Below are 21464 nucleotides of genomic sequence, written 5' to 3' on the forward strand. Positions count from 1 at the left end.
TGCGCGGGGCGGCCGATCTCGCCGCGCCGGAGCCTCCGGCGAGAGGGAGTCACATCAGCCAAACCGCCTCGCGCACGGCGATCGCTCTGGGCAGCAGCCCGAGGGCGTAGAAGCGGTCGGCGATGCTTTGCTGCTGGCGGATCACCTGTAAATCCATGGCGCGAACCTCGTGGCTGCGGCGCGACAGCGCGAGTTCCAGTGAGGCGCTCGCCAGCCCCAGTTCGTTGGAAAGGTGACGAGCGGCTTCTCTCGGCTGCGCGGCGATGTAGCGGCCGGTGTGCTGCAGCGCCTGCATCAGCGGCCGCAACAGATCGTCCGAACGCTCGGCGAAGCCGCGGCGCGCCAGGTAGAATTGCTGATTGAGCACCCGCTGGGTGCCGTCGGCGATCACGCGCAGTTCCCCGTTGCGCTGCGCGTCGCTGAGCAGCGGATCCCACATCATCCAGGCGTCCACCGCCTGCAGGTCGGTCGCCGACAGCGGATACTTCGGCGGCGCGTAGACGATACGCACGTCGTTCAACGTCAATCCCTGTTCGTCCAGCATCTGCAGCAATAAATAGTGCACGTTGGAGCCTTTGTTGAGCGCGATGCGTTTGCCGCGCAGATCGGCGGCGCTGCGTATTGGGCTGTCTTGCGGCACCACCATCGCCACGCTCTGCGGCGCAGGCGGCTCAAAACCGACGTACACCAGCGCATTGCCCTGTGCCTGGGCGAAGATCGGCGGCACTTCGCCGGTGGTGCCGAAGTCTATCTCATCGCCGTCGAGCGCGTGCAGCAGCTGCGGCCCGGCGGGAAACTCGCTCCACAACACGCTGATGCGCTGTGTGGCGAAGAGCTGTTCCAGGCTTTGCCGCGCCTTGAGCACCCCGAGGTTGCCGAACTTTTGATAGCCGATGCGCAGTTCACGTTCGGGCAGAGACGCTGCGGCGATGGCCGGTGAATGTGCGGGTGCGCCGGCGCTGCGACGGCGCGGTTTGATCAGACCAAGATGTGCCAAATGGGTGCGCAGGGTATTGCGGCTGACGCCAAGCAACGACGCCGCTTGCAGCTGGTTGCCGCCGCTGCTTTCGAAGGCGTTGCGCACCAGCGCATCCAGCACCCGTTGGTAAAGCTGTGCGCTGTCGCCTTGCAACTGCCGCTGCACAAAGCGGTCGATGGCGTCGTCGCTGCTGCCGTCGTTATCCGTCAGGCGATGGGTGAGCTGCAGTTGCTGCGGTGCGATCGCCCCCTCCTGGCTCAGCAAGACCGCATTATGCAGCGTGTTCTCCAGCTCGCGCACGTTGCCAGGCCAAGGGTAGTCCAGCAGCGCCTGCTGCGCTTCCGCCGTCAACCGCGGCAGTGGCCGTTCCAGACGGCGGGCGTACAGCGCAAGAAAATGTCTGGCCAGCACCGGAATATCCTCCGGCCGCTGGCGCAAGGGCGGTAAAGTCACCGCCGCCACGTTCAGGCGGTAATAGAGATCTTCACGGAACCGCCGTTGGCGAATCGCGCCGGCCAGATCGACGTGAGTGGCGGCGATGACCCGCACATCGATCTTCAGCGGTTTGCGCGAACCGACGCGGGTGATCTCCCGTTCCTGCAGCACGCGCAGCAGCTTGACCTGCAGCGACAGGTTCAACTCGCCGATCTCGTCCAGCAGCAGGGTGCCGCCTTCCGCCGCTTCGAACCAGCCCTGATGAGTGCCGACGGCGCCGGTGAAGGCGCCTTTCTCATGGCCGAACAGTTCGGCTTCCGCCAGGCTTTCCGTCAGCGCGCCGCAGTTGACCGCCAGGAAAGGTTGATGGCGGCGCGCGCTGTGGTGGTGCAGATAGCGCGCCACCACTTCTTTGCCGGTGCCGGTTTCACCGACGATCAGCACGGTGGCGTCGGTGGGAGCCAGCCGATCGAGCACGCTTTGCAGAGCGAGCGACGCCGGATCGATCAGCACCGGCTTGTCGGCGGCGAACGGTTGGGGATCGTACATGGGCGTCTCCTGTCTACGACGATGGGAAAAAAATCTTATCCCAGCCAATGGGCAGCCGCGAGAGGATAAAAGGCGCACGGTGCTGCATTGGCAACAGCTTTCCGCCGCTGCCTGCTGCCAATGCAGCAGTGTTTTGACGTCGATATTTCATCAATGTATTGATATTTATTGGTTTTTTAAAATCTGCAATGTGGCATGCATCCTGCTTTTCTTTTTATAACCAAGCAAAGTTTTTCTATCGATAAATACTGAAAATAGTTATATAGGAAAGGCATAAATGACTGAGTCAGTGAAAGAGCGCATCAACGTTTTCTGGTTTCTGCCGACCCACGGCGACGGCCGCTATCTGGGCACGGCGCAGGGCGGGCGCCCGGTGGACCTGCCTTATTTGCAGCAGGTGGCGCTGGCTGCCGACAACCTCGGCTATTACGGCGTGCTGATCCCAACCGGTAAAAGCTGCGAGGATTCCTGGCTGGTGGCGGCGGCGCTGGCGCCGATCACCCGCCGGTTGCGCTACCTGGTGGCGGTGCGCCCAGGCCTGCAGCCGCCGAGCCTGGCGGCGCGCATGGCGGCGACGTTGGATCGGCTGTCGGACGGACGCCTGCTGATCAACGTGGTGACCGGCGGCGATCCGGTGGAAAACAAAGGGGATGGCATCTTCCTCAGCCATGCCGAACGTTACGAAGTGACACAGGAATTTCTCACGGTGTATCAACGGCTGCTGCAAGGGGAGAAGGTGGATTTCAGCGGTAAGCATATTCGCGTCGAAGGCGCCGAATTGCTGTTCCCGCCGGTGCAGGAAAACGGCCCGCCGCTCTATTTCGGCGGCTCATCGCCGGAAGCGATCGACATCGCCGCTGGGCAGATCGACACCTACCTGACCTGGGGCGAGCCGCTGGCTCAGGTGGCGGAAAAGCTGGCGGTGGTGCGCCAGCGCGCCGAGCGGCAGGGGCGTAAACTCAGCTATGGCATTCGCCTACACGTTATCGTGCGCGAAACTGAAGACGAAGCCTGGGCGGCGGCCGAGCGACTGATCGCGCATCTGGATGACGACACCATCGCGGCGGCGCAGCAGATCTTTGCGCGCATGGACTCCACCGGCCAGCGCCGCATGAGCGAGCTGCACGGCGGCTCGCGCGAGAGTCTGCGCATCGGCCCCAACCTGTGGGCCGGCGTCGGCCTGGTGCGCGGTGGCGCCGGCACCGCATTGGTGGGCAATCCGCAGCAGGTGGCGGCGCGCATACGCGAGTATCAGGCGCTGGGCATCGACAATTTCATCCTTTCCGGCTATCCGCATCTGGAAGAGGCTCACCGCTTCGCCGAGCTGGTGATGCCGCTGCTGCCGCTGGCGCAGTCGGCCCATCAGACGGCTCGCACGATCAATACCGGCCCGTTTGGCGAAACCATCGGCGGCGATCGTCGTCCCGGCCCGGCGCAGCGGGAGGGCTGATGGCGAAGCGTGCCCATATTATCGTTATCGGCGGCGGTTTCACCGGCGCGGCGCTGGCGATCCAGCTGGCGCGCGGAGCGGTGGATGTCACGGTGATCGAACCGCGCGCCGCGCCGGGCTATGGCGTGGCGTATTCGACCACCGAGCCGACCCACCGCATCAACGTCCCGGCCGATAGGATGCAGCTGGCGGATGAGCCCGCGGGGGATTTTGACCGCTGGTTCCGTCAGGGCGGCGGGCTGACGGCCGATCCGCAGGCGCTATGGCGCGACGGTAAGGCCTATCCGCAGCGCGGCGCCTTCGGCCGTTATGTCGAGGAGCGTTTTCATCAGGCGGCGCAGTCGGGCCAGGCCCGCTTGCGGCACCTGCGCGATCGGGCGCAGTACCTGCAGCCGCAGGCACAGGGCGCGTCCGTCATCACCGCCGGCGGCGAACGGCTGTGGGGCGATTATGTGGTGTTGGCGACCAGCCATCCGCCGCCCGCGCTGCCGCGGCAGATCGCCCCGGAACTGGCGCGCGACGCGCGGTTAATCGCCAATCCCTGGGCGGAGGGGGCGCTGGATGAGATTGAACCCGATGAATCGTTGGCGATCGTCGGCAGCGGGCTGACGATGGCCGATGCGGTGGCGGCGTTGTACCGCCGCGGGCATCGTGGGCCGATTACCGCGTTCTCTCGTCATGGCTTGTTGCCGCGTGCCAATGCCGAAGGGGAGTACCCGACGTGGTCGTTTACCCCGCCATCCGGACTGCGTGACGGGGTGCGGCAGGTGCGCCTTGAGGTGGCGCGCGCCGCTGGGCAACGGGTGCCGTGGCAGGCGGTGTTGGACGAGGTGCGCGCCCAGGGCCAGCGTCTGTGGCAAGCATTGACGCCGACCGAACAGCAGCGCTTTCTGCGGCATCTGCGCGCCTATTGGGACGTGCACCGCTATCGCATTGCACCGCAGGTGAGCACGTTGCTGGCGGAGCAACAGGCGGCGGGCACGCTGCAGGTATTGGCCGCTCGTTTGCGGCGGGCAGAACCCACGCCGCAGGGCGTGCGTTTGACGATTCTGCCGCGCCAGGGCGCAGAGCGGGCGCTGCAGGCGCAGCGGCTGCTGATCGCTACGGGTCCGGCCCATGCTGGCCTGATCGCCGCCAGCCCGTTGCTCAGCTCGCTGGCGGAGCAGGGGGCGCTGCGCGCCGATCCGCTGGGATTGGGGCTGTGGGTCAATGCCGACAGCCAGGCGATCGGCGGCGACGGCCTTGCCAACCCGCGCCTGCTGGTGGCCGGCCCGGCGGCGCGTGGCCGCTTCGGCGAACTGATGGGGCTGCCGCAGGTGGCGGAACACGCCCAAAGCGTCGCGCAATATCTGCTGGCGCGATGTCCGGCTGCAAACTGATCGTCCATTCCCGTTTTTAACACCCTAAGACCCCCCATCCGGCCCGGCTCCGCCCGTGGCCGGCAGATAATTGTGGAGCTCGCTATGTCATCGCAACGTGAAATTCGTCTTAACGCTTTTGATATGAACTGCGTCGGCCATCAGTCGCCGGGGCTGTGGGCGCACCCGCGCGACCGTTCCTGGCAGTATAAGGATCTCGAATATTGGACCGATCTGGCGCGCCTGCTGGAACGCGGCAAGTTCGATGGATTGTTTATCGCCGACGTGCTGGGGATTTACGACGTGCTTAACGGCAGCGGCGACGCGGCGATCCGCCAGGCGACGCAGGTGCCGGTTAACGATCCGCTGGCGCTGGTGACGCCGATGGCGCTGGTTACCGAACATCTCGGCTTCGGGTTGACCGCCTCGCTGTCATTTGAGCACCCTTATCCTTTCGCCCGCAGATTGTCGACGCTTGATCACCTGACCAAGGGGCGTATCGGTTGGAATATCGTCACTTCTTACCTGGAGAGCGGCGCGCGCAATATTGGCCACCGGGCGCAGACCGATCACGATGCGCGCTACGACTACGCCGATGAATACCTACAGGTGGTTTACAAGCTGCTGGAGGGCAGTTGGGAAGACGGCGCGATTTTGCGCGATCGTCAGCGGCGCATCTTCAGCGATCCGGCGAAAATTCATCCGATCAACCACAAAGGCGAGTTCTTCCAGGTGCCGGGCATTCACCTGAGCGAGCCTTCGCCGCAGCGCACGCCAGTGTTGTATCAGGCCGGCGCTTCCAGCCGTGGCAAGCAATTTGCCGCGGAGCACGCCGAATGCGTGTTTGTCGCCTCTCCTTCGAAAACCTTGCTGAAAAAAACCGTGGCCGATATCCGCCGCCGCGCCGCCGAGGCCGGGCGCGACCCGCGCAGCATCCTGATCTTCAACCTGCAGACGGTGATCGTCGGTGAAACTGACCGGCAGGCGCAGGAAAAATGGCGGGAATACAAATCCTATACCAGCTACGAAGGCGCGCTGGCGCTGGTGTCCGGCTGGACCGGCATCGATTTCGGTCAGTATCAGCCGGATCAGGTGCTGAAGCATCTGCACACCAATGCCATTCAGTCGGCGGTGGAAACTTTCTCCAGCGCCGATCCCAGCCGTGAATGGACCGTACAGGGCATCGCCGAATGGGTCGGCATCGGCGGTTTCGGCCCGCTGTTGGTGGGCGGCCCGCAAACCGTGGCCGACGAACTGCAGGCGTGGGTGGAGGAAACGGATGTTGACGGTTTCAATTTGGCCTACGCCGTTACCCATGAAACCTTCACCGACGTGGTGGAACTGCTTATCCCCGAGCTGCAAAAACGCGGAGTGTACAAGCGCGACTACACAGCGGGCACTCTGCGAGAAAAATTGTTCAATCAGGGGCCGCGCCTGGCAGAGCCGCACCCGGCGGTGGGCTACCGCTGGCCGGCCGGCGCGCTCTTGGCCGATGCACTGAGCGTCAAGTGAGGATGCGATGATAGAGATTGAAGGATTGCACAAGGCTTACCGCGCGCCGGACGGGCGACGGATTGAGGTGCTGAAGGGCGTTTCGCTGCAGGTGCCGGCCGGATCGATTACCGCCGTGGTCGGCCCCAGCGGGGCGGGCAAATCGACGCTGGCGAAATGCATCAGCCTGCTGGAGCGGCCGAGCAGCGGCAGTATCCGGGTGAACGGCCAGGACTTGTCGCGGCTTGCGGGCGAGGCGCTGCGCAGGGAGCGGCGGGCGATAGGCACGGTGTTCCAGTCTTCCGCGCTGCTGCAGCGTAAAACCGCCTGGCAGAATGTGGCGCTGCCGTTGACCTATCTGGGCGTGGTGCCGCGCGATATCGACAAGCGGGTAAAGAGCCTGCTGGCAGCGGTAGGGTTGGCGGACAAGGCGGCGTTTTACCCGGCTCAGCTGTCCGGCGGCCAGCGCCAAAGGGTCGGCATCGCCCGCGCGCTGGCGCTGAATCCGTCGGTGCTGCTGGCGGATGAGGCCACCTCCGGGCTGGATCCGGACGCCACCGGGGCCATTCTCAGCCTGCTTAAACAGCTGCGCGATCGGTATGGCCTGTCGATCATCCTGATCACCCACGAGATGGATGCGGTGCGCGACGCCGCCGACGCGGTGGCCGAGATCCGCGACGGCGTGATTGTGCAGCAAGGGCCGGTGCGCGAGCTGTTGGCGGCGCCCGATTCCTCGCTGGGCCGCCAGCTGTTCCCGCTGAAGACGCTGGCGTCCGACGCCGCGTTGCGGTTGCAGGTGACCTATTCCGCCCGTCAGCCGGCGGCCACCGACTGGATCAGCCGCATCAGCCGCCAACTCGACCTGCAGATCGATCTGCTGGGCGGCCACGTTGAAGTGGTGGGCGGCAGCCTGGCCGGGCGGTTAGAGATTGCGGTGCGTTTTGGCGGCGGTTCGCGTTCGGTGGCTGAACTGCAGGGCGAGCTGCGGCGGTTGGGCATTCTCGCCGAGGTGCTGGAACAGCCGGCGGCCTTGCAGGAGGCGGTATGAAAAATCTGTCTGACAGCGTGATGAGCCAGGACACACCCTGGCGCGAGATCCATCGGTTGATGCTGCCGGCCTACGGCGAAACCTGGCTGATGGTCGGCATCGTGATGCTGTTTGTGGTGGCGATCGGCGGCGCCGTCGGCGTGGTGTTGTTCAACACCTCATCGCGCGGCTTGTTTCCGCGTCCGGCGCTGAATCGCGCGCTGAGCTGGTTAGTGAACATGGGCCGTTCGCTGCCGTTTCTGGTGCTGATGGCGGCGATTATTCCGTTCACCTTCTGGTTGACCGGCACCACCATCGGCATTCCGGCGGCGGTGATCCCGATGATCGTCGCCGGCATTCCGTTCTTTGGCCGGCTGGTGGAGAACGCGCTGCGCGAACTGCCGCCGGAGGTGACGGCGGTGGGGCTGGTGTCCGGCGGTTCGATCTGGCAGATAGTCACCCGCGCGCAGCTCAGCGAGGCGCTGCCGGCGATCGTCGCCGCCATCACACTGAACGTCATCTCGATGATCGAGTATTCGGCCATCGCCGGCACCATTGGCGCGGGCGGCATCGGCTATCTGGCGGTGGTGTACGGCTACCAGCGTTTCGACAATCACATCATGATCGCCACCATTGTGGTGCTGATCGCCACGATTCAACTGATTCAGTTTATTGGTGACCGCCTGGTCGCCGCGTTGCGTCATCATCAGGAAACCTTTTAATCATGCCTAATCACGATTTTGAGATAGTGAAGAAGAAACGCTGGCCGTGGCCGGTGGGTATCGCGGCGGTGGCAATTATCGCCGCCGCGGTTTGGCACTTCAGCGCCGGCCAGCAGCAGACGGTGCAGTTCGGCAGCACGTTGAAAGTGCACTTTGAGCCGGCGATGGCCGGAGAGCAGCGGGTGATCGAGTACGTCGGCGACCATATCGCGCCGGATTACGGCCTTAGGCTGGAGGCGGTTGGCCTGCAGGATCCGGTGCAGGCCGATCGTGCGGTGGCGCAGGGGCAGTACGCCGCCACGATCTACCAGCACCAATGGTGGCTAAAACAGGTGGTAGATGCCAATGGTTTTAAGCTGACCCCGACGCTGCCGGTGTTTCAGTGGGCGTTTGGCATTTATTCCGACCGCTATAGGTCGATCGCGGAGTTGCCGGACGGCGCGGAGATCGTGGTGCCCAACGACGGCGCCAATCAGGGGCAGGCGTTGTGGCTGCTGCAGCGCATTGGACTGATCGGGCTGGATCCGGCGATCGAGGCGCGCACCGCCAGGCTGAAAGACATTCGCGAGAACAAACGCCATTTTAACTTCAAGGAGCTGGATTTGCTGACCATGCCGCGCGCGCTGAATTCGGTAGATGCGGCCATTGGCTATGTGTCGCAGTTCGACGCCGGCAAAGTGCCGCGTGAGAAGGGCATCTTGTTCCCACCGGCGCCGAAAACCTTCGCCTCGCAGCTGGTGATTGGCACGCCCTATCTGCAGGACGAAAATATTCGCAAGCTGCAGCGGGCGTTTGCCGATCCCAGGTTGCAGGCGTGGCTGAAAAGCACCGACGACCCGCTGGTGAAAGGCGTGCTGGTGCCGGTCTCGGCAGAATAATCCCCGCCCGAAATGACCGTGATAAAGACCGGATTAACGCGCGTTAATCCGGCGTTTTTGTTACGCTGTAACTGTGTTTAATTTATTGATATTAATGATATTTATAGAAGAAATTGTTGTTTGTCGGCGTAATTTTTTCACCCTATAAACGAGGTGTCACCTGCCAATTACAACGAGGAAGCTATGAGTACCTTAAATATCGATACCGCGCCGCCGTTATCTGCGCCCATCGGCTCGGCCAGCGATGTGGCGCGTTTGATTAACCAGCGCAGCGAGAAAAATACCCATGCGCGCATGATCGTGCTGTTGGCGCTGGGCGGTGTTTTTCTCGATGCCTATGACCTGACCACGCTGTCTTACGGCATCGATGACGTGGTGCGTGAATTCAGCCTCAGCCCGCTGCTGACCGGGGTGGTAACTTCTTCGATCATGGTCGGGACCATTCTCGGCAACCTGGTCGGCGGCTGGTTGACCGACAAGTACGGCCGCTATCAGGTGTTTATGGCCGATATGCTGTTTTTTGTGGTTTCCGCCATCGCCGCCGGGCTGGCGCCCAACGTCTGGGTGCTGATCGGCGCGCGCTTTTTGATGGGGATCGGCGTTGGCATCGATTTGCCGGTGGCGATGGCCTATCTGGCCGAATTCTCCAAATTCACCGGCAAGGCCAACAAGGCGTCGCGCCTGGCGGCCTGGTGCCCGATGTGGTACGCCGCTTCGTCGGTGTGTTTTCTGATCATCTTTGCGCTCTATTTTCTGTTGCCGGCCGAATATGCGAACTGGTTGTGGCGCGCCTCGTTAATTTTCGGCGCCGTGCCGGCGTTGCTCATCATCATGGTGCGCAGCAAGTTTATGAACGAGTCGCCGCTGTGGGCCGCTAACCAGGGCGATCTGAAAGAGGCGGCGCGCATCCTGCGCGAGTCATACGGCATTGCCGCCCATGAGGCGGAACCTGACGCCGCCCAACCGGCGGCGCCGCCGAAGGTCAGCTTCCGCGTGCTGTTCCGCAAGCCGTACCGCGAGCGCACGCTGGTCGCCAGCGTGATGAACGTTTGCATTTCCTTTGAATACACCGCCATCGCCTTCTTTCTGCCGTCGATTCTGGCGCAGTTTCTCGGCGCCGGGGTGTTTGAAACTATCTCCGCTTCGCTCGGGCTGAACGTGCTGTTCGCCTTTACCGGTGGCCTGCTCGGCATGCGTCTGGCATGGAAGTATCCGTCGCGCCAGGTGGCGATCGCCGGATTTGCGCTGCAGTTTATCGCGCTGATTGCCCTGGCGTTGATCGGACATCCGCAGGCGGCGTTCGGCGTTGGGCTGGCGATCCTGATGTTGGGCCTATGGCTGTTCGCCGAAGGATTCGGCCCCGGCGCGCAGATGATGATTTACCCGGCGCTCTCTTACCCGACGGCGATCCGCGCCACCGGCGTCGGTTTCGGCCGTTCGCTGTCCGGTATCGGCAGCGCGCTGGCGTTGTTTATTCTGCCGATTTTGCAGGCGCGCTTCGGCACCGACATGTTTTGGATTGTTTCACTGGCGGCGGCGATCCCCATCGTCTTCCTGCTGATCATTCGCTTTGAACCGACGGCGCACGATATCGACGATCTGGCCGATCGCGCTTAACCACAGAGGACACTGACATGACGCAACACCTGTTATCCGCCGGAGCAGACTACGCACAGCTGGCCGCGCGTTTTCGGCCGATCTTCGCCGAAATCGCCGCCGGGGCGGTGGAGCGAGAGCTGTCGCGCACGCTGCCGCATGAACCGATCCGTTGGCTGAAAGAGGCGGGGTTCGGCAAGGTGCGCCTCCCGCGTGAAAAGGGCGGCGACGGCGCTTCGTTGCCGCAGCTGTTCGAACTGCTGGCCGAACTGGCGGAGGCGGACTCTAACCTGCCGCAGGCGCTGCGGGCGCATTTCGCCTTCGTGGAAGATCGGCTGAACGCGCCGGACGGCCCGGAACGCGATCGCTGGTTCGAACGCTTTCTCGACGGCGAGCTGGTCGGCAGCGGTTGGACCGAGATCGGCGGCGTGAAGCTGGGGCAGGTCAATACCCGGGTAACGCCGCAGGCCGACGGCTGGTCGCTCAACGGCGAGAAATTTTACAGCACCGGCAGTCTGTTTGCCGATTGGATCGACGTGTATGCCGAGCGTAGCGACAACGGCGGCCCGGTGATCGCTTTGGTGAACGTCACCCAGCCGGGCGTAGAGCGCGACGACGACTGGGACGGATTTGGCCAACGTACTACCGGCAGCGGCACCACGCGTTTTATTGATGCGCAGGTCGAGCAGGCGCACGTCTACGCCTTTGCCGAGCGCTTCCGTTACCAAACTGCGTTCTATCAGCATGTGTTGCTGGCGACGCTGGCGGGGATCGGTCGCGCGGTGCTGCGAGACGTCGGCGAGGGCGTGAGGCAACGTAAAAGGATCTATAGCCACGGCAACGCCGGTTGGGTGAAGGACGACGTGCAGATCCAGCAGGTGGTGGGGCAAATCAGCGCCTGGGCCTATGCGGTTGAGGCGACGGTGCTAAAAGCGACTTCCTCGCTGCAGCAGGCTTACGAGGCGCATCGATCCGGCGATGAAGCGCTGCTGCAGGCGCTTAACGTGACGGCGGAGCTGGACGCCGCCAGGGCGCAGGTCATCGCCGGGGAGTGGGTGCAGCGCGCCGCCGGTGAATTGTTCAATGCGCTCGGCGCTTCAGATACCCGTACCGGCAAGGCGTTGGATCGCCACTGGCGCAATGCGCGCACGCTCTCTTCACATAATCCGGTGATCTACAAGGCGCGCAATATCGGTGACTGGGAAATTAACCGCCATACGCCGACCTTTATCTGGCAAATCGGCAGTGGCGGTTGAGGCCGTGGCTATTCCGTCCAAACTTGCGTGCTGCGCGGGCTGTCCATCTGATAATCCGAGTAGGGGCGGGTGAAGAACTCGCGCCCCAACTCGCGGGCGGCCTGCAGCGGGTTGCGCGGATCGCGGGCGATCTCACCGCGCTGGTTGCCGGTGCCGTGCACCAGCCCGACGAAGGCGGAATGGGTGTAACGGCTGAACTCCTGGATCTGATGCACGATGCCCAGCGCCGCGCCAGGATAAGTTTCTTCCGACGCCACCGCCAGCCCGATGCGTTTGCCGCTCATGCGTTGGTGCACCTGTTCCGCCTGAGGGTAGGCGTTGGAATAGAAGCTGAACGAGCGATCGAAAAAGGCCTTGGTTTGCGCCGACATGCCGTACCAGTAAATCGGCGTGCAAAATACCGCGCCGTCGGCCGGCAGGAAGTGCTCCAGGAACAGCTCGGCGTAGCGATCGCCCGGCGGCGGCGTATGGCGTTCATCGCTCAGAAAACCGCTCAGGTAATCATCGAGAAAATGCAGGCTGGCGACGGTGCCGGCTTCGGCGGCGCCCACCAGGATCGCCTGCGCCAGCGTGGCGCTGTTGCCGTCACGGCGCGGGCTGCCGACCAGCACAACCAGACGTTTGGATTGATGAGTTGTATTCATGTCATGTTCCTCGGTATGAAGTGAATTCAACCCTACTTTAGAAACAAGTGACGGCAGGAGACAAATGACGGCTTTTCTGCCAGGATGAATTCAACTCACCTAGAGGGATTTCGCCATGTTCGCTACGCTGCCCGTCAACGCATTACGCACCTTTGAATCCGCCGCTCGCCTGCGCAGCTTCAAGCTGGCGGCGGCCGAGCTGGCGGTGACGCCGACGGCGATCTCGCACCAGATCAAAGCGCTGGAGCAGCAGTTGGGGTTTGCGCTGTTCGAGCGAGTGCCGCGCGGCGTGCGGCTGACGGCGAAGGGAAAAACGCTGTTCGCCGGGGTGCACGGCGCGCTGCTGGACGTCGCCGCCACGCTCGAAGGCCTGCGGCCGCAGCCCAGCAGCGGCTCGCTGTGCGTCTCGGTGACGCACTCGTTCGCGGCGCTGTGGTTGGTGCCGCGCCTGGGGCGTTTCTACCAGGCGTACCCGCACTATCTGGTGCGCCTGGAGGCCTGCGCCGAGGTGATCGATCTGCAGCAGGACGCCAGCGTGGATGTGGCGGTGCGTTACAGTCGCGCACACTATCCCTCGCTGCATCAGACGGCGCGGCTGGAGGAGAGCTTTGGCGTTTACGCCGCGCCGGGGCTGGCTGCCGCCGAACCGGAAAATCCGGTGCTGATCACCGTGAAGTGGGGGGATTCTGCGCTGTACGACAGCGGTTGGCATGACTGGTGCCGGGCCGCCGGCGTGGACTGGTGGCAGCGCCATGCGGCGATGCGCAGCTATCACGAGGAACATTACGCCCTGCAGGCGGCGGTGGCCGGGCAGGGGTTGGTGCTCGCCAGCTCGGTGATGGTGTCCGAGATGGTGGACAACGGTCTGCTGGTGGCGTACCGGCCGGAGGTGCGCGTTCCGGGTGCCGCGTACAGCGTGTTGTGCGCGCCGGGACGCGAGCGGCACCCGCCGGTCAGGGCGTTTCTCGCCTGGCTGCAGCAGGAACTGCCGCAAGGCAATGGCACGAAATAAAAGTTTTACCGTCCTAAGCTGTGGGAATATCAGCGAACTTTTGTTTTTACTTCACTGCGAGAACCTATCATGAGCCAGCCAAGAACCTCCGATTACCCGATTGACGCGCAATTTATCGAGCGCTGGTCGCCGCGCGCGATGACCAACGACGCCATCGACGATCAAACGCTGCTGAGCTTCTTTGAAGCGGCGCGCTGGTCGCCTTCGGCCTACAACATTCAGCCGTGGCGCTTTGCCTACAGCAAGCACGGCTCCGACAGCTGGGAGAACTACCTGGAGTTCCTGATCGACTTCAACCGCGGCTGGGCGCAGCACGCCTCGGCGCTGGTGGTGATCGTCTCCAAAACCACCAGCCTGAACGGCGAGCGGCTGGTGGACAACCCGACCCACGCGTTCGACACCGGCGCAGCCTGGGCCAACCTGGCGCATCAGGCGCACCTGAAAGGCTGGCTGACCCACTGCATGAGCGGCATTCACCACGACAAGATCAAAGCGGCGTTGCAGCTGCCGGACGACTATGCGGTGCACGCCATGGTGGCGATCGGCAAACCGGGCGACAAAGCCCGCCTGCCGGATTTCCTGCAGGAAAAAGAGGCGCCGTCGGGCCGCCTGCCGCTGGGCAAGACCGTCAGCGAAGGGCTGAATTTCACGCTGTGATTGCCCGCGTTCTCGCCGAGGCCCGCTTTGCGGGCCTTTTTTATGCGGCGAGTAAAACTTTGGGAGTATGTTCGCGTTCGCTTATTCGCTGTATATTTTTTTATATAACGATTGCGTAATGAGGAGGAACCCGTGGGAGATCATTTTGGCAAAGGGTTATTGGCGGGGTTAAAGGCGGAGAACCTGAAGCCGGAGGCGGAGCTGTCGCGCTTTTGCTCCGACTACAAGCGTGGCTTTGTGCTCGGCTATGCGCACCATTTAGCGCAGCGCTGCGGCGACGAGAACCGGGCGGCGTTCGAAGCCGGTCAGCTGAGCCGTGCCTATGGCCTTGGCAGTGAGCCGATGAGCGAGTTCTTCTCCGGCGGCGACAGCCGGCTGGCGGAGAAGTTTTTCCGCGCCGGCTATAACCGACCGGCGCAGGGGTAGCGCAGACGGCCGTCAGGCGGCGCTCAGCACCGCCACCATATACACGCACGGTTGGTCGCTCTGGTTTTCAAAGCGGCAGTCCGCCGGTGGGCCGAGCTCCAGACAGTCGCCTTCGGCCATTTCATGGCGCGCCTCACCCTCAAGAAAGACCAGCTCGCCGGATAAAACCCAGATCAGCTGACGTTTGAACGCGTACACCGAAGCCGGCATCGGGATCGCCGCGCCGGCCGGCAGTTCAATGCGCACCAGATCGAGCGGCAGATCGGTGCGCGGCGACACGTGGCGCCGCACGTAGCCGCTCTCCGGATCGACCCAGACCGGTTGATCTTCCCGGCGCAGCAGCCGGCCTTCCTGCGTTTCCGCCCGGGCGATCAGCTTGGACATGCTGAGGCCGAACGCTCCCGCCAGCCTGCCCAACAGCATCGCCGTCGGGCTGCTCTCGCCGCGCTCGATCTTATGAACCATCGCCCGTGAGACGCCCGCCCGTTCGGCCAGATCGGACAGCGACCAGTGGCGCGCCTCGCGCTCAATGCGAATGCGTGCGCCGATCAGCTGATTTAGATTGTCTAATTTAATATTCATATCGTAGTATTATAGTGGACAATTGGCCGGGGTAAACCATGATTATACGAAATGCGACGCTCAACGATAGCGCGGCGATTGCCGCTATCTATAACGACGCGGTGTTGAACAGCACCGCCATCTGGAATGAACAAACCGTGGATGCGGCCAACCGCGCGGCGTGGATCGGCGAGCGGCAGGCGGCAGGTTACCCGGTGCTGGTGGCGGTGAACGGCGCGGACGAGGCGATCGGCTACGCGTCGTTCGGCGATTGGCGAGCCTGGGACGGCTATCGCCATACCGTAGAGCACTCGGTGTATGTCCACCAGGCGCATCGCGGAGAGGGGATTGGCAAAGCGTTGCTGCTGGCGCTGATCGCACGGGCGCGAGAGATCGGCAAGCATGTGATGGTGGCCGGCATCGAATCCGGCAATCGGGCCTCCATTCAGCTGCACCTGGCGCTCGGGTTCCGCGAGGTGGGGCGTATGGAGCAGGTGGGCGCCAAATTTGGCCAATGGCTGGATCTGACTTTCCTGCAGCTGACGCTCGACGAGCGGGCGGCGCCGCCGGCGCGCTGACCCCGGGAGGCAGGGCGATGAATATGCTGTTACTGCTGATCGCGGCCGGGATGGGGCTGGTGGTGCAGAATCTGTTGATGGTGCGTATTACCGAAAGCGTTTCGACCATCCTTATCACGCTGGTGATCAACTCCAGCGTCGGTTTGTTGCTGCTGGTGGGGTTGCTGCTGGCCAAAAACGGCCTCGGCGCGGTGGCGGAAGTGACCGGCGCCGCCAGGTGGTGGATGCTGTTACCGGGGCTGCTGGGATCGCTGTTCGTGTTCGCCGGCATCCTGGGCTACCAAAAACTGGGCGCGGCGGCCACCATCTCGATCTTGGTCGCCAGCCAGCTGTGCATGGGGCTGCTGGTGGACGTCTACCGCGCCGGCCCGGCGGCGCTGCGCGAGAATCTGCCGGCGCTGTTGGGCGCCCTGCTGCTGGTGGCGGGCGCCTATCTGGTGGCGAAACGCAGCTTTTGACGGCGGCTGACATGCAAAAAGCCCGCTTAAGTTTCCTTAAGCGGGCTTCTCTAAATATGGCTCCTCTGACTGGACTCGAACCAGTGACATACGGATTAACAGTCCGCCGTTCTACCGACTGAACTACAGAGGAATCGTGTGAACGGGGCGAATAATAGCGGGGCGGTTGCGGCTTGTAAAGCGCGAAAATGCCCGATGCGTCCGTTTGCTGCAAGATTGCCCAACCTGCTGCTTTTTCTCGCTTTTATTGCTTATCCCGCGCGCAGCGCCGCCGGGTTGCCCGTTGTTTGGCGCATTTGCCTGCCGATGGTGCAACGGTTGCCCTGCGCGGTGGCGCGCGCCGCCCGGCGAACGGCCATTTACCGCCTTGTACCCCGCTTCCACGGCCGTTTACCGACTCTGGCCTGGATCTTGCTGTGATTGCATGACCGGATTTCGGCATTCTCAATTTAGCGGCTCGCTGGAGGCACTATGAATTTCAGACGTCTGAAGTACTTCGTGAAAATCGTCGATATTGGCAGCCTGACCCAGGCGGCGGAAGTGTTGCACATCGCCCAGCCGGCGCTCAGCCAGCAGTTGGCGACGCTGGAAGGGGAACTGAAGCAACAGCTGCTGATCCGCACCAAGCGCGGCGTACAGCCGACCGAGGCCGGCAACATTCTGTATGCCCACGCGCAGACCATTCTGCGCCAGTGCGAGCAGGCGCAGAGCGCGGTTAACAGCGCCGGACAGGCGATGAGCGGCCAGGTGTCTCTCGGGCTGGCGTCGGGCAGCACCGCGGCGCAGCTGGCGCTGCCGTTGCTGCAGACTCTGCGCGATCAGCAGCCGGGCATCCTGCTCAGCCTGCATGAAAACGGCGGCACGACGCTCACCGGGCAGGTGGCTAACCAGACGCTGGACATGGCGATGGTCTACGGCGCCAAGATGCCCGCCGGGCTGCACGCCATCGCATTGATGCGCGAAGATCTTTATCTGGTGGCGACGCGCGCGGTGCCGCATCCCGGCAACAGCGTCGAGCTGCTGGACGTGGCGCGGCTGAACCTGTTCCTGCCGCGCGAGGGCGATGCGGTGCGCAACCAGCTGGAGGAGGCGATGGCGCTGCGCAAGCTGGCTGCCAACGTGGTGGGGGAGATCGAATCCTCGGGCGCGCTGAGCGCCGCGATCGCCAGCGGGCTGGGGGCGACCGTGCTGCCGGAATCGGTGGCGCGCGCGATGATCGGCCCGGCCAAGGCCTGGATGGCACGCATCAATGCGCCGACGATGTCGGTGCCGCTGGCGCTGTGCATGTCGGGTCAACAGGCGCTGTCCGCCCCGGCGCTGCTGGTCAAAGACCTGCTGCTGTCGATCGCCGGCGGTCGAAGCCAGGAAAAACGCGCACTGGCACTGGTGCGTTGAGGAAAAAACGGCCCGCCGCAGCGGGCCTGAGCACCGTTACCGGAACGGCGGTTCGTTGAAGGTGCGCAGCTTGCGCGAGTGCAGACGATCGCCCTCGGCGCGCAGCAGATCGATGGCGCAGATGCCAATCTGCAGGTGCTCGGAGATCGCCCCTTCGTAGAAGCGGTTGGCCTGGCCCGGCAGTTTGATCTCGCCGTGCAGCGGTTTGTCGGAGACGCACAGCAGCGTGCCGTACGGCACCCGGAAGCGGTAACCCTGGGCGGCGATGGTGGCGCTCTCCATATCGACCGCCACCGCGCGGCTGAGGTTGAAGCGCCGCGCCGAAGCGGAGTAGCGCAGCTCCCAGTTGCGATCGTCGGTGGTGACCACGGTGCCGGTGCGCAAACGCTGTTTGACCTCTTCACCGGGCATGCCGCTGACCATCTTGGTGGCGTCGTACAGGGCGCGCTGCACCTCGGCGATGCTCGGGATCGGGATATCCGGCGGCAGCACCGCATCCAGCACGTGATCGTCGCGCAGATAGGCGTGGGCCAGCACGTAATCGCCGATCTTCTGGCTTTCGCGCAGGCCGCCGCAGTGGCCGATCATCAGCCAGGCACTCGGGCGCAGCACCGCCAGGTGATCGCAGATGGTTTTGGCGTTGGACGGGCCGACGCCGATGTTGATCAGCGTGATGCCCTGACCGGTGCGTGAAATCAGGTGATAGGCCGGCATCTGGTGGTTTTTCCACGCCAGATCGGACACCGCCTGTTCGGGCGCGCTGGTTTCCGGCGTGATGTAGGTACCGCCGGCGCTGGAGAGCGCGATGTACGGGCTGGCCGGATCGGCGATCTGCGCGCAGGCCCAGCGCACGAACTCGTCCACATAGCGGGTGTAGTTGGTGAACAGCACGAACGGCTGGAAATGCTCCACCGGGGTGCCGGTGTAGTGCCGCAGACGCGCCAGCGAGAAATCCGCGCGCAGCGCATCGAAATGCGACAGCGGGAAATGGTTGTCGGTGGTGTGATACAGGCCGTCGGCGGTCTCGTCACCGATCTGCGCCAGCTCGGTGGTGGGGAAATGCTGCGCGATGCCGGCGCTCATTGAGCGATCGAGCGCCAGGCTGGAACCGTCGATCACGTAAGGGAACGGGATCTCCTGCTGCGACGGCGCCACTTCAATATGGGCGGCGTAATCGTGTTCCAGCATCGCCAGCTGTTCGGCCAGATAGTGGCGGAACAGCTGCGGCCGGGTCACGGTGGTGCTGTAGCTGCCGGGATGGGTAAAGCGGCCGAAGGCGCGGGTTTTGTTTGGGCCGGATTGCTGCCCGTCCCAGCTGACGCGCAGCTCGGGATACACGAACAGCCCCGCGGCGCGCGCCTGCTCATCCGGCAGGGTGCCGTGGCTGATAAAATCGCTGACCGCCTGACGCAGCGCGTCTACCGCGGCGTCATACAGGGCTTCCAGTTGATCGAGTGCCTGATCGGCGCTGAGGCCGCTGCGAGGTGGGGCATAGCTCATACTTTCTCCTTCGATGTCCCGGCTCTGGCGGGATTGGCGGCGTTTCACCGTCACAGGTTAGCCGAAGAAGGGCGTAAAAGCTTGGTCGAAATGACGGGCGCGGCAAAGAAATTACCGCGCCCGTAGCGTGCCGGGGGTCAGGAGGCGGGCGCGGCCGCTTCGACCTTCAGCGACACCAGCCCGATGCCCAGCTTCTTCGGCGTGAAGCCGCCGCTGGCGCTCTCTTTCGGCTCGGTGGGGGCCGGCGGGGTAATGCTGATCTTCTGCGCGCCGCGCGGGTTGTCGAAGCGCAGGGTGACGGTGCTGTCCTGCTCGCCGAGCGACACGAAGCGCTCTTCGTCGCCGACGCGCACCGAAATCGGTTCGCCGACGTTGTTGCCGTAGGCGCGGGCGCGCAGCACCAGATCAAAGGTCTTCGGCAGCGGGTCGACGTAATCGATGTCGACCGCCGGCGCCAGGTTGGCGTCGGACCAGCGGCCCCACTCCTCGACGGCGGAGACGCCGGTAATGGCCTTCACCTGCTCCGGCAGGCCGGGCAGCATGAACTCGATGGCGTCCGCCCGGTATTTCACCGCCGCGTCGTCCACCTGCAGGCGAGCGACGGCGTTTTGGTAATCGGCGACGCTGTCCGTCGCCGGGCCGGTGAAGTTCACCTTGCCGTTGAAGCGTTCGCCGCTGGCCTGCGCGATCTGCGGCGGCGAGGCCAGGGTGCCGGAGGCCACGCAGATGTCGGTGCTCAGCGCCAGCTGCGGCGCCCAGACCCGGCCGATCTCGTAGCATTTATCGACCCAGACGAATTTCTCCCCCGCGCCCAGCCCGGCCAGCTGTTTGCGCAGCGGGGTGGAGAGGTAGACGTTGAACATCGGTTCGATGCGGTTGTCGCCCACCCGCAGGATGAACGGCACCTTGTAAGTGACGCCGGAGAAGCTGAAGCTGCGTTGGCGCGTGTCCACGCTGTAGTCGCTGATGCGGTTCGGCAGGCCCCACTGGTTGATCACCGCCGGTTTCCAGCCGTTAATTTTCTCTTCGATATTCAGGAACACCGTAGACAGCGACGGCGCCGACAGGCTGCTGCGGCCGAGGCCGATGTAGTTGTCGCCGCCCATCACGTCCAGCACCGTGGCGCCGTTGTCCAGCGTGCTGCGCTTCTCGTTGCGCTGCTCCGCCTGCGGCCGGGTGCCGTCGATGATGAAGAACAGGTTGCGGCGCTTCTGTTTGGTCAGGATGTCGTAGGCGGTGTTGTTCATCGCCAGATGATCGGAGGACACCACGATCACGGTGTTGCTGAAATAGGGCGAGCGTTTGATTTTGTCGATCAGCGCGGCGATGTGTTGCTGGCTGCAGGCCACCGCGCTCAGCGAGCGGTTTTCCTTGTTCTGCCAGGCGTAACTCTTCTTGCTGCAGCCGGCGGAGATAAAGCCGTCCGGGTGATGGGTATCGACGGTCAGGGTAAACAGCGAGAACGGCTGGCGCTGTTTGGACAGCTCGACGAACTTGCCGTACACCACGTCCAGCACGCTATCGTCGTACCAGCCCCAGTCGTTTTTGTAGCTCGGATCGGCGACCTGTTCGCGCAGCTCTTTGAAGCCGTAAACGTGGTCGAAGCCGTGGGATTTCAGGAAGGTGTCTTTACCGGCGAACGCCAGCTCGGCGCCCTGATAGAAAGAGTTGCTGTAGCCGGCGGCCTTCAGCACGTCGCCCAGGCAGACGTTCTCCGGGTAGAAGGTGGAGACCGCGCTGGAGGCGTTGCCGTCGAAGGGCGCGAACAGCGGAATGCCGCACTGTGAGGCGACCATGCCGGCGATGGTGTAACCGGTGCCCGGCAGCTGTTGGGTGTTGCTGAAATCGATGCTGTCCGCGCGCAGGGCGTTCAGCTCGTCGGCCAGGCCGGGAAACAGCTCGGTATCGAAGTAGGTGCGCTCCAGGCTCTCGGCATAGATGTACACCAGGTTCGGCCGCTTGCCCTGCACGGTCTTTTTCGGCGCCTTGTAGTAGGTGGTGAAATCGGCGGTATCGCCGACGATCTGGCTCTTGACCAGCAGCGAGATGTCCTGAAATGCCGGGGTGGTGCCGACCGAAAACAGCGCCAGCAGCACGGCGACGAGGCTGTAGGCCACGCTGCTGCCTTTGGCTTTGCGGCGCAGCAGGCTGCGGGCCAGCACCGCGAAGATAAGCCCCAACGCCGCCAGCAGGCCGATGAACGGCAGCACGTATTTGCTGATGCCCGCGCCTTTGAGGCTGCTGGTGACGGTGTAAATCACCGCGTCGGTGATGCCGTCGCCGGTGAAGTAGTTGCTGGCGATCAGGATGACGTTCAGCACCAGATAGCTGCCGAGCAGCGTCAGCAGAATGGCGAACCACCAGCGGTTGGCGGCGGCCCGGGTGCGATAAATCAAAATCGACGCCAAAAAGAGAACAAAAGAAACGACTGCTAAAACCATCCGCCAAACCCTGTCTGATTGAAAAAACGTTGCTGCCCTGGTCTGCGCCGC

The 21464-nt window shown here is 63.5% G+C and carries 19 protein-coding genes and 1 tRNA gene; 14 read left to right on the top strand and 6 right to left on the bottom strand.

Annotation, left to right across the window (positions count from 1 at the left end):
• Nucleotides 1–49: 49 nt before the first annotated feature.
• Nucleotides 50–1963, bottom strand: coding sequence for a sigma-54-dependent Fis family transcriptional regulator (locus RE418_RS15030; RefSeq protein WP_089181071.1), 1914 nt, complete (start codon nucleotides 1961–1963; stop codon nucleotides 50–52).
• A 277-nt stretch (nucleotides 1964–2240) separates the two neighbouring features.
• Between RE418_RS15030 and ssuD the strand changes: the two genes are divergently transcribed.
• The 8 genes from ssuD to RE418_RS15070 all read left to right on the top strand — a co-directional run bounded on the left by ssuD (nucleotide 2241) and on the right by RE418_RS15070 (nucleotide 11741).
• Nucleotides 2241–3413 (top strand): FMNH2-dependent alkanesulfonate monooxygenase, encoded by a 1173-nt coding sequence (ssuD, locus tag RE418_RS15035; RefSeq protein ID WP_049203566.1) that lies wholly within the window; start codon nucleotides 2241–2243, stop codon nucleotides 3411–3413.
• Complete coding sequence (locus RE418_RS15040; RefSeq protein WP_089181070.1) at nucleotides 3413–4792, top strand: FAD/NAD(P)-binding protein; 1380 nt, start codon at nucleotides 3413–3415, stop codon at nucleotides 4790–4792. Before ssuD ends, RE418_RS15040 begins: the two co-directional genes overlap by 1 nt.
• Before the next feature lie 84 nt (nucleotides 4793–4876).
• Nucleotides 4877–6283 (top strand): LLM class flavin-dependent oxidoreductase, encoded by a 1407-nt coding sequence (locus tag RE418_RS15045; protein WP_025303423.1) that lies wholly within the window; start codon nucleotides 4877–4879, stop codon nucleotides 6281–6283.
• A gap of 7 nt (nucleotides 6284–6290) precedes the next feature.
• The gene (locus tag RE418_RS15050) at nucleotides 6291–7310 is read left to right on the top strand and encodes a methionine ABC transporter ATP-binding protein (protein ID WP_043143177.1); all 1020 of its coding nucleotides are present in this window, start codon (nucleotides 6291–6293) and stop codon (nucleotides 7308–7310) included.
• Entirely contained in the window at nucleotides 7307–8011 is a 705-nt protein-coding gene (locus tag RE418_RS15055) for a methionine ABC transporter permease (protein ID WP_016927110.1), read from the top strand. The genes RE418_RS15050 and RE418_RS15055 overlap by 4 nt, the downstream gene beginning before the upstream one ends.
• Nucleotides 8012–8013: 2 nt before the next feature.
• Entirely contained in the window at nucleotides 8014–8889 is an 876-nt protein-coding gene (locus RE418_RS15060) for a MetQ/NlpA family ABC transporter substrate-binding protein (protein ID WP_049203558.1), read from the top strand.
• A 183-nt stretch (nucleotides 8890–9072) separates the two neighbouring features.
• The gene (locus RE418_RS15065; protein WP_043143179.1) at nucleotides 9073–10506 is read left to right on the top strand and encodes an MFS transporter; all 1434 of its coding nucleotides are present in this window, start codon (nucleotides 9073–9075) and stop codon (nucleotides 10504–10506) included.
• A gap of 17 nt (nucleotides 10507–10523) precedes the next feature.
• Nucleotides 10524–11741, top strand: a complete 1218-nt coding sequence (locus RE418_RS15070; RefSeq protein ID WP_089181069.1) for an acyl-CoA dehydrogenase family protein — start codon at nucleotides 10524–10526, stop codon at nucleotides 11739–11741.
• 8 nt (nucleotides 11742–11749) lie between these two features.
• Here RE418_RS15070 and RE418_RS15075 read toward each other — a convergent pair whose 3' ends face one another.
• Nucleotides 11750–12385: a flavodoxin family protein gene (locus tag RE418_RS15075; protein WP_025303417.1), complete on the bottom strand. Its 636-nt coding sequence runs from the start codon at nucleotides 12383–12385 to the stop codon at nucleotides 11750–11752.
• Between the two features lie 115 nt (nucleotides 12386–12500).
• Between RE418_RS15075 and RE418_RS15080 the strand changes: the two genes are divergently transcribed.
• From RE418_RS15080 to RE418_RS15090, 3 genes are all read left to right on the top strand, one after another.
• On the top strand, nucleotides 12501–13397 hold the full coding sequence (locus RE418_RS15080; protein WP_089181068.1) for a LysR substrate-binding domain-containing protein: 897 nt from the start codon (nucleotides 12501–12503) through the stop codon (nucleotides 13395–13397).
• Nucleotides 13398–13466: 69 nt separating this feature from the next.
• Nucleotides 13467–14054 carry a nitroreductase family protein gene (locus RE418_RS15085; RefSeq protein WP_043143183.1) on the top strand — a complete coding sequence of 196 codons (588 nt, stop codon included), beginning with the start codon at nucleotides 13467–13469 and terminating at the stop codon, nucleotides 14052–14054.
• Nucleotides 14055–14186: 132 nt separating this feature from the next.
• Complete coding sequence (locus RE418_RS15090; RefSeq protein WP_025303414.1) at nucleotides 14187–14480, top strand: DUF2623 family protein; 294 nt, start codon at nucleotides 14187–14189, stop codon at nucleotides 14478–14480.
• 12 nt (nucleotides 14481–14492) lie between these two features.
• On the opposite strand, the gene RE418_RS15095 is transcribed toward RE418_RS15090, so the two are convergent.
• On the bottom strand, nucleotides 14493–15062 hold the full coding sequence (locus tag RE418_RS15095; protein ID WP_025303413.1) for an XRE family transcriptional regulator: 570 nt from the start codon (nucleotides 15060–15062) through the stop codon (nucleotides 14493–14495).
• A gap of 38 nt (nucleotides 15063–15100) precedes the next feature.
• Between RE418_RS15095 and RE418_RS15100 the strand changes: the two genes are divergently transcribed.
• Nucleotides 15101–15619 carry a GNAT family N-acetyltransferase gene (locus RE418_RS15100; protein ID WP_089181067.1) on the top strand — a complete coding sequence of 173 codons (519 nt, stop codon included), beginning with the start codon at nucleotides 15101–15103 and terminating at the stop codon, nucleotides 15617–15619.
• 17 nt (nucleotides 15620–15636) lie between these two features.
• The gene (locus tag RE418_RS15105; RefSeq protein WP_025303411.1) at nucleotides 15637–16077 is read left to right on the top strand and encodes a DMT family transporter; all 441 of its coding nucleotides are present in this window, start codon (nucleotides 15637–15639) and stop codon (nucleotides 16075–16077) included.
• 57 nt (nucleotides 16078–16134) lie between these two features.
• Here RE418_RS15105 and RE418_RS15110 read toward each other — a convergent pair.
• A tRNA-Asn gene (locus tag RE418_RS15110) sits at nucleotides 16135–16210 on the bottom strand.
• Nucleotides 16211–16548: 338 nt separating this feature from the next.
• On the opposite strand from RE418_RS15110, the gene nac reads away from it, so the two are divergent.
• Entirely contained in the window at nucleotides 16549–17472 is a 924-nt protein-coding gene (gene nac, locus RE418_RS15115) for a nitrogen assimilation transcriptional regulator NAC (protein WP_043139985.1), read from the top strand.
• A gap of 36 nt (nucleotides 17473–17508) precedes the next feature.
• On the opposite strand, the gene RE418_RS15120 is transcribed toward nac, so the two are convergent.
• Together RE418_RS15120 and opgB are read right to left on the bottom strand one after the other, a co-directional pair.
• Nucleotides 17509–18972: an AMP nucleosidase gene (locus tag RE418_RS15120; RefSeq protein WP_043139988.1), complete on the bottom strand. Its 1464-nt coding sequence runs from the start codon at nucleotides 18970–18972 to the stop codon at nucleotides 17509–17511.
• A 137-nt stretch (nucleotides 18973–19109) separates the two neighbouring features.
• Nucleotides 19110–21413 carry a phosphatidylglycerol--membrane-oligosaccharide glycerophosphotransferase gene (opgB, locus tag RE418_RS15125; RefSeq protein ID WP_089181066.1) on the bottom strand — a complete coding sequence of 768 codons (2304 nt, stop codon included), beginning with the start codon at nucleotides 21411–21413 and terminating at the stop codon, nucleotides 19110–19112.
• Between the last annotated feature and the right edge of the window lie 51 nt (nucleotides 21414–21464).

Source organism: Serratia sp. szju, from assembly GCF_044594185.1.
Lineage (GTDB): Bacteria > Pseudomonadota > Gammaproteobacteria > Enterobacterales > Enterobacteriaceae > Serratia > Serratia bockelmannii.